The organism is Ferrimonas kyonanensis DSM 18153, assembly GCF_000425405.1.
Taxonomy (GTDB): domain Bacteria; phylum Pseudomonadota; class Gammaproteobacteria; order Enterobacterales; family Shewanellaceae; genus Ferrimonas; species Ferrimonas kyonanensis.
In genome coordinates this window covers 434,752-448,654 of sequence record NZ_AUDJ01000002.1, presented here as the reverse complement: position 1 = coordinate 448,654, position 13,903 = coordinate 434,752, and the positions used below count along the sequence as shown (strand labels likewise).

The 13,903-nt window shown below is 58.4% G+C and carries 13 protein-coding genes; 5 read left to right on the top strand and 8 right to left on the bottom strand.

All coding sequences use genetic code 11. From position 1 onward, the window contains the following. Position 1 precedes the first annotated feature (1 nt). The 5 genes from H598_RS0104570 to H598_RS0104550 are packed head-to-tail and all read left to right on the top strand — an operon-like array spanning position 2 to position 4,397. Positions 2-460, top strand: a complete 459-nt coding sequence (locus tag H598_RS0104570) for a nuclear transport factor 2 family protein (RefSeq protein WP_028111952.1) — start codon at positions 2-4, stop codon at positions 458-460. Next, positions 457-1,179, top strand: a complete 723-nt coding sequence (locus H598_RS0104565; protein ID WP_028111951.1) for an SDR family NAD(P)-dependent oxidoreductase — start codon at positions 457-459, stop codon at positions 1,177-1,179. Before H598_RS0104570 ends, H598_RS0104565 begins: the two co-directional genes overlap by 4 nt. Next, positions 1,176-2,435, top strand: coding sequence for an NAD(P)/FAD-dependent oxidoreductase (locus H598_RS0104560; RefSeq protein WP_028111950.1), 1,260 nt, complete (start codon positions 1,176-1,178; stop codon positions 2,433-2,435). The genes H598_RS0104565 and H598_RS0104560 overlap by 4 nt, the downstream gene beginning before the upstream one ends. Continuing rightward, the gene (locus tag H598_RS0104555) at positions 2,432-3,166 is read left to right on the top strand and encodes a DUF1365 domain-containing protein (RefSeq protein WP_028111949.1); all 735 of its coding nucleotides are present in this window, start codon (positions 2,432-2,434) and stop codon (positions 3,164-3,166) included. The genes H598_RS0104560 and H598_RS0104555 overlap by 4 nt, the downstream gene beginning before the upstream one ends. Before the next feature lies 1 nt (position 3,167). Then, on the top strand, positions 3,168-4,397 hold the full coding sequence (locus H598_RS0104550) for an SAM-dependent methyltransferase (RefSeq protein WP_028111948.1): 1,230 nt from the start codon (positions 3,168-3,170) through the stop codon (positions 4,395-4,397). Between the two features lie 22 nt (positions 4,398-4,419). Here the strand turns inward: H598_RS0104550 and H598_RS0104545 are convergent, their stop codons facing one another. From H598_RS0104545 to H598_RS0104510, 8 genes are all read right to left on the bottom strand, one after another. Continuing rightward, positions 4,420-4,884 (bottom strand): methyltransferase family protein, encoded by a 465-nt coding sequence (locus H598_RS0104545; protein ID WP_028111947.1) that lies wholly within the window; start codon positions 4,882-4,884, stop codon positions 4,420-4,422. 36 nt (positions 4,885-4,920) lie between these two features. Beyond that, positions 4,921-5,319 (bottom strand): DUF2750 domain-containing protein, encoded by a 399-nt coding sequence (locus H598_RS0104540; RefSeq protein WP_028111946.1) that lies wholly within the window; start codon positions 5,317-5,319, stop codon positions 4,921-4,923. Positions 5,320-5,409: 90 nt separating this feature from the next. After that, on the bottom strand, positions 5,410-6,048 hold the full coding sequence (locus H598_RS0104535) for a CatB-related O-acetyltransferase (protein ID WP_028111945.1): 639 nt from the start codon (positions 6,046-6,048) through the stop codon (positions 5,410-5,412). 172 nt (positions 6,049-6,220) lie between these two features. After that, the gene (locus H598_RS0104530) at positions 6,221-6,553 is read right to left on the bottom strand and encodes a hypothetical protein (RefSeq protein ID WP_156896934.1); all 333 of its coding nucleotides are present in this window, start codon (positions 6,551-6,553) and stop codon (positions 6,221-6,223) included. 194 nt (positions 6,554-6,747) lie between these two features. After that, complete coding sequence (locus tag H598_RS0104525) at positions 6,748-7,593, bottom strand: mechanosensitive ion channel family protein (RefSeq protein WP_028111943.1); 846 nt, start codon at positions 7,591-7,593, stop codon at positions 6,748-6,750. Between the two features lie 46 nt (positions 7,594-7,639). Beyond that, a complete protein-coding gene (locus H598_RS0104520) occupies positions 7,640-11,353 on the bottom strand; it encodes an AAA family ATPase (RefSeq protein ID WP_028111942.1) in 3,714 nt (1,237 codons plus the stop codon). Continuing rightward, positions 11,350-12,597, bottom strand: coding sequence for an exonuclease subunit SbcD (gene sbcD / locus H598_RS0104515; RefSeq protein ID WP_028111941.1), 1,248 nt, complete (start codon positions 12,595-12,597; stop codon positions 11,350-11,352). Before sbcD ends, H598_RS0104520 begins: the two co-directional genes overlap by 4 nt. A gap of 117 nt (positions 12,598-12,714) precedes the next feature. Next, positions 12,715-13,263 (bottom strand): NAD(P)H nitroreductase, encoded by a 549-nt coding sequence (locus H598_RS0104510; protein WP_028111940.1) that lies wholly within the window; start codon positions 13,261-13,263, stop codon positions 12,715-12,717. Between the last annotated feature and the right edge of the window lie 640 nt (positions 13,264-13,903).

Below are 13,903 nucleotides of genomic sequence, written 5' to 3'. Positions count from 1 at the left end.
TATGAGCTCAGCGGTCACGCCCATTAACGACACCACCGACGCGTCACTGGTTCAGCGGTTTGTCGCCCTGTATCAGCATCTGGACTACGACTCGCTATCGCAATTGGCCGGCGTCTACGCTGACGACATCGAATTCGTCGACCCGCTGCATCGAGTGCGCGGCCTGGCTCAGCTGACCGATTATTTTTCCGGCCTCTACAAAAATCTCCACCACAGCAGTGTCGAGATCACCGACGTCATTCAAGGGGCCAATGAAGCGGCCCTGTATTGGCGCATGACCCTGATCCACCCCAAACTCAACGGAGGACGAGCCGTCGTCATCGATGGGCACAGCCATCTGAAGTTTTCTAACCGCATCCACTACCACCGGGATTACTTCGATGCCGGTCAGATGCTGTATGAGCAGTTGCCTTTGTTGGGCCCGGTGATCCGGGCGGTAAAACGCCGGGCCAGCCAATGAAACGGGTAGTGATCACCGGCGCCACCTCCGGCATCGGCAAACAGTTGGCCAAGGATTACGCCAAAGACGGCTGGCAGGTGTTTGCTTGCGGGCGCAACGCCGCCGCACTGGCAGAGTTAGACCAACACCCAAACATCAGCGTCCGTCAGTTCGATCTGACCAATGCCGAGCAAACTCAGGCGCAACTGGCGAACCTTCCCGAGCTGGATCTGGCGATTCTCAACGCCGGTACCTGCGAGTACATCGACGATGCGCGCCAATTTGACGGCGCATTGCTGGCGCGGGTAATGACCGCCAATGTCATTGGCGTCGGCTATTGTCTGCAGGCGCTGTTGCCTCAGCTGGCTTCAGGCAGTCGCTTAGCGTTGATGGGGTCCATCGCCAGCTCCCTGCCGCTGCCCCGGGCCGAAGCCTATGGTGCCAGTAAAGCCGCCATTGCTTACCTGGCCCAGACCCTGGCCATCGACCTGGCCGGTTCCGACATCGGCGTCAGCCTGATCACGCCCGGGTTTGTGCGCACACCACTGACCGATAAAAACCAGTTCGACATGCCCATGCGCATTGAGGTGGAAGACGCCAGCGAGCGGATCAGGCGGGATCTGGCCCGAGGCCGTTGTCAAATTCACTTTCCAAAACGATTCACTCTGGCACTGAAACTGTTTGGTGCCCTGCCACAAAGACTGTGGCACAGCATCGCCTTAAAGGGACTTAAGCAATGAGAAAACGGATCGCCATCATCGGCAGCGGCATCTCCGGACTGACCTGCGGCCACTTGCTGCACCGTCAGCATGACATCACCTTGTTTGAAGCGGCCGACACACTGGGAGGCCACACCGCCACCGTCGAGGTAAACGTCGGCGGCCGCACCTGGGCCATCGACACCGGCTTCATCGTGTTCAACGATCGCACCTACCCCAACTTCCGTCGCCTGATGGCGCAGTTACGGGTACCCAGTCAGGCCACTGAGATGAGTTTCAGTGTCCACAACCCTCTTTCCGGGCTGGAATACAATGGCCACAGCCTGTCGACGCTGTTTGCGCAAAAGCGCAACCTGCTGAGTGTGCAATTTTTGACTTTTCTACGAGAGATTTTGCGCTTCAATCGCCTGTGTAAAACCGAACTGCGTGACAACACCCTGGGCAGCGACGAAACCCTGGGCCAGTTCCTGGCGGCGCATCAATTCAGCGACTACTTCGCCGAGCATTACATTCTGCCCATGGGGGCAGCCATCTGGTCCTCGAGTCTGACCCAGATGCGCGACTTTCCACTGCTGTTTTTCATTCGATTCTTCGACAACCACGGGCTACTCAACGTCAGCAACCGGCCCCAATGGTACGTCATTCGCGGTGGCTCCAGAGAGTACATCGGGCCGATGGTCAAAGGCTTTGAGCAACAGATTCGATTGGCTACGCCGGTAACCGCGGTGACTCGCCTGGATGACGGTGTGGCCTTGACCCTGGCCGATGGCAGTAAGCCACAGTTTGATGAAGTGATCTTTGCCTGCCACAGCGATCAGGCCCTGGCGTTGCTCGCCGATGCCAGTGAGCAGGAACAGCAAATTCTCGGGGCCATTCGCTACAAAGACAACCAAGTGGTGCTGCACACCGACACCAGCCTGCTGCCGCAACGACGCCCAGCCTGGGCCGCCTGGAACTATCGTTTGAACCGTGATCCCGGCCTGCCGGCACAGGTCACCTACAACATGAACATCCTGCAGCAACTGGACGAGGCCGCCCCGACGTTTTGCGTGACGCTCAACCAAAGTGGTGACATCGATCCTGCCAAGGTACTGCGTACCTTTACCTATGCCCACCCGGTCTTCGACCGAGACAGCCTGGCCGCACAAGCACAGCGTGAGCAGATTTGTGGCCAACGCCACAGCCATTTCTGTGGCGCCTACTGGTACAACGGTTTCCACGAGGATGGGGTCAGAAGCGCCCTGGACGTCTGTGCCAGGTTGGGAGTGACGTTATGACCCTGCACAGCGCCCTCTACCACGGCTGGGTCAGCCATCACCGACTCCGGCCGGTGAGCCACCGCTTTCGGTACCGGCTTTTCACTCTGGCCATCGACCTGGACGAACTGTCACAGCTGGCTAATGCCAGCCGTTGGTTCGGAGTCGATCGCTGGGCACCGCTGAGCTTCCACCACCAAGATTACCTCGACGGTCAAGGGCTGACTCGCCCGGCGCTGTGGCAAAAGGTGGAGCAACTGGGTGGGGAAAACCTGGGAGGCCGAGTGCTGTTTGTGGGCCAGGGCCGCTGCTTCGGCCTCTATTTCAGCCCGGTGAACTTCTTCTACTGTTACGACCAGAATTCTGAGCTGAGGTATCTGTTGGCCGAGGTCAGCAATACCCCCTGGGACCAGCGCCACTGCTACCTGGTGGACCTGGCCCAGCAACGCCCGACCCCGAAAGCCTTTCACGTGTCGCCGTTTATGCCGCTTGAGATGGAGTACCACTGGCGAATACAGCCGCCCGCAGAGCAGCTCAGGCTGGAGATGGAGAATCATCAACAGGGCAAAGCATTCGTGGTCAGCCTGAAGATGCAACGACGGGCGTTCGATGCCGCCGAGCTGCGTCGTACCCTGCTGGCCATGCCGATGATGACCCTAAGCATGCTGGTCTCTATCTACTGGCAGGCACTGAAATTGTGGTTAAAACGCGTTCCTTTCATTCCCCATCCTGGGCAAGCTTCGGAGAAATAACATGGACAATACCCTGATTCAGGTGCCGCCCAGCTGGCTGGACACCACAGCAAAACGCACCCTGTTTGCCCTGCTACCGCGCCTTCAGGGCGGCTGCCTGGTGATTCAGGATCAGCAGGAGCACCAATTTGGCGATGGCAACAGCCCGCTCAAGGGAGTGATTCGAATCCACCACCCCAGGGCCTATCGGCAAATTCTGCTGGGCGGCTCCATTGGTGCCGGAGAAGGTTACATTCAGGGCCACTGGAGCAGCCCGGATCTGGTGGCGGTCATTCAGGTGATGGCTCGAAACCTAAGGGTGCTGGAAGCGCTGGAGTCACGACTGTCCTGGCTGACTCGCCTGTCCAACCTGCTGGTGCACCGGCGCAACCGCAACAGCAAGGCCGGTTCCAAGCGCAACATTGTCGCCCACTATGATCTGGGCAATGACCTGTATCAGACCTTCCTGGACAAGCAGATGGTTTACTCCAGTGCCATCTACCCGAATGACGACGCCAGTCTCGACCAGGCTCAAACCCACAAGCTGGATCTGATCTGCCAGCGTTTGCAACTTAAGCCCGGTGAAACCCTGTTGGAGATTGGAACCGGCTGGGGCGCCCTGGCCATCCACGCCGCGCGCCACTACCAGGTTCAGGTCACCACCACCACCATCTCCGACGCCCAGTACGAATACGCGCAACAACGGGTGCTGCAGGAGGGGCTGTCGGATCGCATCACCTTACTGAAACAGGATTATCGGGAGCTGCAGGGACAGTTCGACAAACTGGTGTCCATTGAGATGATCGAAGCCGTGGGCCACGAATACCTGAGCACCTTCTTCAGCACCTGCCGCGCTCGCCTGCATGAGCATGGCCGCATGCTGATTCAAGCCATCACCATTAGCGATCAGCGCTACGACGCCTACCGCCGCGGGGTGGATTTTATTCAGCGCTACATCTTTCCCGGTGGTTGCCTGCCGTCCATCGAACGGCTCAGCCGCCACATCGCCGCCGACACCGACATGGTGATCAGTGCCCTGCACGACATCGGTCAGGATTATGGCCGTACGCTCAAGCACTGGCACCAGCGCTTCAATCAGTCGCTGCCACAGGTTCGTGAGCTAGGCTATCAGGAAGACTTCATTCGAATGTGGCAGTTCTATCTGGGTTACTGCGAAGGCGCATTCTACGAACGCACCATCAGCACCGTGCATCTGGTGGCCAATAAGCCGCTGTATCGCGGCCAACCCTGAGCAGCAACAACTTCGGCGCTGGTTACAGCCAGCGCCGAACCCGTTGACAATACTGGCGGTAGGCATCACCAAACAGCTCGGTCATCACCCGCTCCTCCGGCCTAATCTGGAATCGGTTCATATACAGGACAAACAGCGGCACCGCTGCCAGGGCCAACCCGTCCGCCAACATCAGGCTCCAGGCGCACAACCACAGCAACAGCGCCAGATACATGGGGTTACGGCTGAATCGATACACCCCGGCGGTCACCAAAGTAGAAGCATCACCGGGCCGAGTGGGGTTGACCGTGGTGCGCTGTCGGCGAAAGCCCAGCACCGCCATCACTCCAAACACCAGCCCTAAGAATACCAGCACCAGCGGCACAGCCAGCGCCCCTGCCCCGGCCAGAGCCATCGGCATAAACGCACACTGTGCCAGCCACCAGGCGGCAAGGCCGTGCAGCAACACCACCACCACCGGCGGCAATCGAAGTTCCAATTCCTGCATGTTTCATCCTTGAACTCGTACCGGGTTGACTCGGGCTCAACGCCGGGTTTGTTTCTTCTCCAGTCGACTCAGCTCGGCATCGAACTCGTCGGGGAACAACACCACCCCTTCCTCCTGTTGATGAGGAAAGGCGATGACGGCCAGCTGATCCTGCTCCAGGCCGTTGGTCCAGCGGCTGTGCCATTTGGCCAGTGAGATCGGCTCCGCGGTGCAGTGAGACCACTCACCGGTGGCCCATTGCTCCGCCAATTGCTGATGGGGCCAGACCGGCACCCCATCCTCATCGTCGGTATTAAACATGACCGAGCCATATTCATCAATCAGTAACCACAGACGACGGGTGTCTACGGCGGTTTTCAACAGATACTGCAACCGCTGCTCGGCATCAAAGCCATTCAGTTGTTGCAGCAGTTCGGCATCGATGACATTGGACATCGTTCTCTTTCCTTACAAAAAATGCCACCGGCCCTCGGCCTGGTGGCACAGATTAAACATGACAATCGCCATGACCGGCGGCCACGGACGCTATTCGGCCTCGTAAGCAGACAAGGCGGCTTCCAGGGCGTCGATGTCGTTGCTGCACAGCAACGGTTTCAACGCCTCAAACTTGTCCTGGTCCCACTCATAAATTCCCAGCGCCAGCAAACGATCAATGATCGACTGCTCAAAGCGGGTTTTGATCACCTTGGCCGGCGATCCCCCCACCATGGTGTAGGGAGCCACCGAGCGGGTCACCACACTGTTGGCCGCCACCACCGCGCCCTCCCCCAGGGTGACGCCGGGCATGATCATCGCCCGCATTCCAATCCAGGCGCCACTGCCAATGTGGGTGTCACCCTTACCCTGATAGGCCTCGGTTATGTGTTCCATAAAGGGGTACAAACAGAACCAATCGGCCCTGTGGGTATGATTGCCCCCCATCAGAATCACCGCTTCGGCGCCGATACAGACGCAATCGCCGATGTACAGTTGATCCACCGGCCAGGGCGGCAGACGATCCCGAGTCTGTTCATCGCCATGAAGGTAACGCACCACACTGCGCTCAAAGCCCTCATCCCAGTAATCGCTGTAATAACTGCGGGTACCGGTAATGTGGATATGGGGATTCTGAACCGTCTGGTGGAGTAACTCAAACCGGGTCCAGTGTTTTTGTTTGTTGGTCATCTGATTCTCTCATTACACTCATTCTGAAAGGTTCCCGTGCGGGAAAGTTCAACACAGAGCAAGAGAGACGCTAACCAATTCTGGGCTGTTTAAGACGAGGGTTCATCGACGATCACTGCAAGTTGCTTACATTCAAGATCGCCAGTCTAACACCTATGGGATCAGGCAACCATTATTCTGTCCCGCCAATGACGCTGACGTCCACCTGAACGCCGGACAACTGCAGTGAGGAGGGACGCCCCGGTGACACCAACACACTGGTCGACAGTCGATTGGTGCCGGACAGCATCTCGGTGCTGACCTTGATGCCGCCGCTGCTGTTCTGGGTTAACGCCATAAACGCCAGGCGGCCACCGTGGCCGAGCTCAATCACCTCCGGCTCGCCGCTGATCAGGCCGATGTCATAATTGCCATAGTCAGAACTGATCTTCACCCGGGCGCAAGGATCGTTCGCCATCGCCGCTATCGGCACCATCGCCGCCAAGAGTACACTCCATACACTCATCGTTACTCCTTGTGAATACTCAGTGTGTTCACCACTCGTTTATCACCCTAGCGCAAACCGTCACCGATGCCTATGGCAACCGAATGAGACCATGGTCGAATTGCCGTGAAGACGATTCATCGCCGCTAATAAAGGGATATGAGACGTGGTAAACGAAGGGGGCGCGGTGGCCTTCAGGCACACCGCAATCAAGGCTATTTCTTGTCGTCGTTGAGCAAGGTGACATGCCGCTGCGGGAACGGAATATCAATGTTGTTGGCCTTTAAGGCTTTAAACAGGGCCAAATTGGTCTGAAACTTGATTTGGTAGTACTGGGTATAAGGCACCCAGTAGCGTACCCCCAGGGTAATGGCACTGTCGCCAAAACCGTTGATGCCAACCTGAGGCACCTGGTGCTTGTCCACCAATGGGCTGTCACCGAGCACCTCCAGCAGACAGCCGATGGCCTGCTCCGGATCACTGCCATAGGCGATGCCTATCTCGGTCTCAACCAACAGCGTCTCGAACGAGTTGTACAGCACTTCACCGACAATGTGTTTATTTGGAATGCTGATCAACTGGCCATCTTCATTGGTGAGCATGGTCAACCCCAGCTGAATCTCTTTCACCACCCCGCTGACCCCTTGCACCGTGATGGTATTGCCCACCACAAACGGCCGGGTAATGATGATGGTGATGCCGGCGGCGTAGTTGGACAGCATCCCCTGCAATGCCAGCCCGGCCCCCAGTGACGCGGCACCGATGGTGGCCACCAGCGGCGTTACACTGATCCCCAGTTTGCCCAGGGCGATGATGCCAATCAGCACAATCACCAGCACTTTGACGATGTTGGCCACAAAAGTCGACAGGGTGACGTCGATTTCGTGGCGGGTCATCAGCGCCAGTACCGCCCTGGAGACCTTACCACCGATCCACACCCCCAGCAGGAAGATGACCACCGCCCCCAACAACTGGAAGCTGTAATTCACCAGAAACTCAGTGACCAACCGGTACACGGTTTCCATTTGGGCCAGTTCCTGGCCCAACATGCTTTCATCCATTCGCGGTTTCTCCCTTACTCGTTGCCGCTGACCCTGTCTTTATAGATTAGCCAACGCATTCCACTTCCCCAACCTCGGTAACCCGATAGTCTGCCGCCAATCGACTGACGCCCAGGCCATTGACCTTACTCACTTTGATCTGCACTCCGATGCGCTCTTTCATCGCTTCGATGTGGCTGATGACGCCGATCATCTTACCGGACGCATTTAGCGCATCCAGAGCATCCAGGGCGGTATCCAGAGTTTCACCGTCGAGGGTGCCAAAGCCTTCATCCAGGAACAGCGAGTCGATGCTGGTCTTATGGCTAACCAGATCCGACAACCCCAGTGCCAGCGCCAGGCTCACCAGAAAACTCTCACCGCCGGACAGCGTACGGGTATCCCGAACCACGTCCCCTTGCCAGGTGTCTTTGATCTGCAGCGCCAGATCGTCGCCGAGGCGACGGCTGAGCTGATAACGGCCATGCAGCCGCTGTAACTGCAGATTAGCCAGATACACCAGATGATCCAGAGTCAGCCCCTGGGCGAACTTACGGAACTTGTCGCCCTCGCGGGAGCCAATCAGGCTGTTGAGGTGGGCCCAGTCATCGACACTGGCTTTGCTGGCCTCGATCTCTGCCAACAGATCCGACAGCGACTCCCGTCGGCGGGCGTCCTCATCCAACTGCTGCTTAACTTCGCCCATGGCGCTGATCAGCACTCGACTGGACTCACTCAGTTCAGCCATGGTGTCGTTGATCTGTGCCAAGGTTAACGTCGCAGCCAGAGCCTGCGGCCGTTGTTCCTGGTGGGCCTTCAACCGCAGCTGGGACTCCTTCACCAGAGCGTCACAGCCGGCCTGATCTCGCTCCAGTTGCTGTTTCAACTGCTGCAACTGTGCCTTTTGCTCCGGCTCCAGCAGCGCTTGTTCAAGCTGGCTTTGACTGGCGAACATCGACAGCGCCAACTCGCCCTGCAGCGCTTTTCTGGCTTCGGTCCAGCGGTCGGTCAGCTTGTGGCCGTCCTGCTTAAGCTGCTCGCATTGCCCCTGCAGCTGGGCGCTCTGTTGCTGCGATTGCTGTTGCAACTGTTGCTGCTGCTGCAATTGCTCGGCAGCCGCGGTCAACGCCTCGGCCACACGTTGGCGTTCGGCCTCCACCTCGGTGTCGCCGAACAGCTCGGTACGCTGCGCGGTGAGCTGCGCCTGCTGCTCGACAATCGCCGCTACAGCCGCCTCGGCGCCCTGTTGTTCCAGCGCCTGCTGCTTAAGCTGCTCCTGTGAGGCGGCCAGTTTCTGCTCCAACCCGGAGCGCTCGGTCACCAGTTGCTGCTGAGTCTGACAGGCCTGCTGCCAGCGTTCCCAAGCTTGGGTCTGCTGCGCCAGCCACTGGTCAAAATCATTCCCTTCCGGCAGCGTCAGTCCCACCCGTTGCAGCTGTGGCTCCAGCGTCTGTAACAGTTGGTCACTGTCAGCCTCAAGCTGTTGCAGCTGAGTTTCCAGAGTGTGTTGCTGCTGCTCCAGGGAAGCCACCGAGGAGCGAGCCTGATTCAGGGCCAACTCCTGCCGGTGTTTGGTTTCGGCGGCGCTGGCGGCCTGCTGCTGCGCCTGTTGCTGTGCCTGCTGCAACTGGGCCAGCTTGGCCAGTTGCGCCTCTATCTCGGCCTTATGCTGCTTACAGCGCAGCAGGTAGACCTCCAGGCGTTGGCTGTCGCGAATGCTGGGGCCACTGGCGATTTTCAGCTCCAGGCATTGCTGCTGCCACTGCTGCTCCAGCTCCGCCAGGCGCTGACTGGCCTGCTGATGCTGCTCCTCGGCGGTTTTCAGAGCCTGCAGCCCATGCTCCTGGCGGGTTTTCAGCTCGACGCCGGCACTGCGCAAGGCTTCGACCTGTGTCTGCAGCGCATCCCGGCGGCGTTCGGTATCACTGATCTCGATGGCCTGGTACTCGGCAATGGCCGGATGCTCGGTGGCACCGCACAGGGGGCAAGCCTGGCCGGACTGCAGCTGTTGCCGCTGTTCCTCCAGCGAGGCGATCTTCCGCTCCTGCTCCAGCAGCGTCGTTACATCCTTAAGCTGCAGCGCTTGAGCCTTGTAGTCCTGGCGCTTCTGCTTTAACTGGGTCTCAATCTCGGACTGGGCCTGCTGCAGGCTGTTACGACTGGCCTCCAGCTCATCGGCCTGTTGGCTCTGCTCGATAAACTGCCGGTTTAACTGGGTCAACTGCGCCCGGCCATCGACCCCGTCATCGAGCTGAGTCAGCTTGTGCCGCAGCGCCGGCTCGTCCATTTCGGCCTGCGCCTGGGTCAGTGCCTGTGAGGCTTGCTCAAGCAGCGTCTGGGCCTGCTGCCAGTGTGTCTGGCTTTGCTCACACTCGGGGGCCAGTGCCTGGGCGGCCTGCTGCTGTTCCGCCAGACCGGCGGAAACGCCAGACAGTTCTGGTTTTAGCTTGTTTTGCTGCTGCTGCCACTGCTGCAATTGAGTCAACTGAGTCCGCCAGGCGGACAGATGACCGCCCAACTCACTGTGGTGTTGGTGGGCCTGCAGATAGGTTTCGCTGTCACTGAGCTGTTCCAGTAACTGGCTCAGGCTGCGCTCACTCTGTTTTACCCGCTCCTCAGACTCCTGCCAGGCAAGCTGGCGTTTCTCCAACTGCGCTTTGGCCTGCTGGTGCTGAGTATCGAGCTGGGCCAACTGGGTATCGATGGGAATCACCTTGGCCAGCAGCGATTCACACCGCTCTTTATCGGCCTGGGCCGCCGCCTGCGCCTGCTGGGCCGCCAGGTACGCCTGCTGTGCCTGTTCGCCCTGCAGTTTCCACTGCAACAACGCTTTCTTACGACTCTCTAGCTCACGATTGTGCTCTGCCACGGCCAGCTCATGCTGACGCACCTCATTAAGACGGGGTCGCAACCGTTCGGCGGGTTCGCTGCGAGCCAGGGTGGTTAACGCCGGTTGCTGCCGCTCGGCCTCATCCTTACTCTTTTGCAGCTGCGCCAGCGCCTGCTCTTGGGCGACTTCCAGATCCGCCTCAGTCTGCAGCCAGCGCTGCTGACCTTTGAGCTCGGTGATCTGCACCTGCAGCCCCTGCTCCTTGAGACGATCGGCACCGCGGCGCGACTGCAACTGCTCGCGTTGCTCCTCGTCGAGCAGATTCACCCCTTCGGCCCGAGCCTTAAGGGTCTCCAGCTGCTGACGCGCCTGTTTATGGTTATCAAACACCTGCTCTGAAATGCGGCCGTAGATCTCGGTGCCGGTCAGCTCCTCCAACAATTCGGCCCGCTCGTTGGCACTGGCGTTGAGGAAGGCGGCGAACTGCCCCTGGGACAGCAACATCGATTTGGTAAAACGGGCAAAATCCAGGCCGGTGAGGCTGGACACCAGCTCCAGCTTATCTTTGATCTTCTCAGCCAAAATGCTGTCGTCGGCCACCCGCGCCAATTCCACCATTGGCGGCTGCAGTTTGCCATCGGCGGCCAGGCGGGCGCGGCGCTGACTCCAGTAAGCCCGGTAGGCCTCGCCTTTGACTTCAAACTCCACCTCCGCCAGGCATTCACCACAACCGCGGGTCATCAATTCATTCTGGGTTGGCGACACCGACAGCCTGGGTGTCTGGTGGTACAGCGCCAGACAGATGGCATCCAGCAAGGTGGTCTTACCGGCGCCGGTTGGGCCGGTAATGGCAAACAGGCCATTGCTGGCAAAGGGCTCCTGGGTGAAATCAATTTTCCACTCGCCCTTGAGGGAGTTGAGGTTTTTAAACCGCAGCGACAAAATTTTCATGACGACGCCTCCTGCTCGGTATCGGTGTGTTGCAGCTGCTCGACCACCTGAGCAAACAAGGTATTGAGCCGCTCTTTTCTAACCTCACCCTGGTCGCCATCAAAGGTTTCATCCTGCAGCCGGCGGGCAAACACTTCGTCGATGCTCAGCTCTGCCAGCGTCTCCTTTTGTTGCTGTGCCAATGTGCCCCTAGGCTGGCTTCGAGCCCGTCTGAGCAACAGCACCTCCACCGGCAACTCGGCAATCATCGCTTCGATGCGCGGCTGAAGATCATTAAGGTAATCGTCACTGACCACCTCGATATCGAGCCACACCGGCGCCGCGCCGTCATGATCGGCAAACTGCTGCAGCGATTCCTGTATCTGTCCCAGATCGCCTTTCACCACCGCCATGGGCTGAAAACGGGGGATCTCCACCGGCGTGACCGACCCCAGACGCCCCTGCTCGAACTCCACCATCAACACCGATTTGGCACTGGAGAGTTCATCGAAACTCAGGGGAATCGGCGAACCGCTGTAGCGAATGTGCTCCGACTCAGTAACCCGCTGACTGCGGTGAATGTGGCCCAGAGCCACGTAATCGGCCTGTGGAAACTGACTGGCAGAAAACGCATCCAGAGTGCCCACATAGATGTCTCGCACCGAGTCACTGCAGGAAGCACCGATGGTGGTCAGGTGGCCGGTAGCGATGATTGGCAGCGCCCGATCCAGTTCGGCGCGGCGCTGCTGCGCCAGCGCAAACACCTGCTGATAGTGATCGGCAATGCCCTGTTGCAGCGCCTGACGCTTTTGCTGATCGTCCAGGCCGGCACTGCTGCGCATCACATCACGGGGACGCAAATACGGCACCGCGCACACCAGCGCCCCAACCTGGCCCTGCTTGTCTTTTAGCTCAAGCACCTGCTGACTGAGATCATCGGCAGGCGCCGCGACCACCTGAGTGTTCATGTACGCCAGCAGCTCCCGGCTCTCATTCAGCGTGGCGACCGAGTCGTGATTACCGGCCAATACCACCAGCTGGCAGCCTTGTTTCTGCATGGCGACCACCAGCGCGTTATAGAGTTCGCGAGCATAGGAAGGCGGGGTACCGGTATCAAAGATGTCTCCGGCAACAATGACCGCGTCGATACTCAGTTCATCAATCTGGCCCATTAGCCAATCAAAGAAAGCGAAATGCTCGAGTGCCCGGCTTTTATTATAAAAATGCTGACCCAGGTGCCAGTCAGAGGTGTGGAGTATGCGCATCAGGTTGGTCGCGAAGCATAATGGAAAAACAAAAGGATACCCCTAATCCGGACTCGGATACAGGGTGCGACGGGTCAATATTTCGGACTCATGACCTCCATGAGCCCGATTAACCTGTTACAGCAGTTTTACGAACCGAGCCCCATCCAGAGCCCGCTTTGGAGTCACCTTGCTGACCGGGGTACCCAGATACAAAAAGCCAACAACCTGGTCCTCACCGTCCACATTCAGCGCCCGGCGCACCACAGGATCGGTAGCGTAACTGCCGGTACGCCAGATCCCGCCCAGCCCCTGAGCCTGAGCCGCCATCTGCATCGCCATCACCGCACAACCGGCGCTAAGGTGCTGCTCCATGGCCGGTACTTTCGGGTGCTTCGATAATCTCGACACCACAATGACCACCATCGGCGCCCGGGTCGGCAACAACCGGGCCCGGGCCAGTGCTTCGCCCTGCTCTCCCCTGGCCTGGGCGGCATCGAAGAAAATCTCACCCAGGCGGTTTAAGCCTTCCTCCTGGGCCAGAATGAATTCCCAGGGCGTAAGGCCGGCATGATCCGGCACTCGGGCGCCGGCATCGAAAATCACATCCAACTGCTGGGGCGTCGGCGCAGGAAACGTCAGGCGGGGGGTGGAGTGTCGAGTGGTCAGGAGTGTCAGGGCATCCATTGCCTTTCCTTATTGAGAATCAGTTACCGGAGTACTCTAGCAAAATCCGGCGGCGTTTCCTAAATCGATGAGGTACTTTGGCAATGGCCTGGACGGTTCGCCCATCCCCTTTTCGGCAATCAACAGAGGCACTGGCACTGCGCCAACACCATCAATCGGTCAGACGACCACAAGGCTCGGGTTCAAGCCAGTTTCCTTAAAGAAAAATGGAAGGAAAACCTCACCGGCTGATGCGATTAAACAAATGTAGCCATCGATGCCACACTTTGCCCCGGATGTGCTTTAAACCATTCACCTAAGGGTGTAGCGTTAACGCCCATAAAAATCAGTTAGATAGCTGAGAATACAGTCACTATGGGGTGAAATCACCGTCGCCCTACGGCGGAGCTCGGTCAAAAAACCCGTTTGCGAATGCCATTACCCCTATATTTCATTAACTTACAGGTTTGCGGCCGCTAACGAAGGGTTTTGACTGTGCACCCACACCGTTCCAGTAAACCGCCGCTTTTTATCAAGCACAATCCGCCTTTGGTGCTGTGGCGACAACAGCCAAATTCCGTGTAAGGCATTTAAGAACAAGCCGTTGCCCCTGAACGCCGCAGATCCACCGGGAATGATAGACGGCAAGATTTCGAAGGAT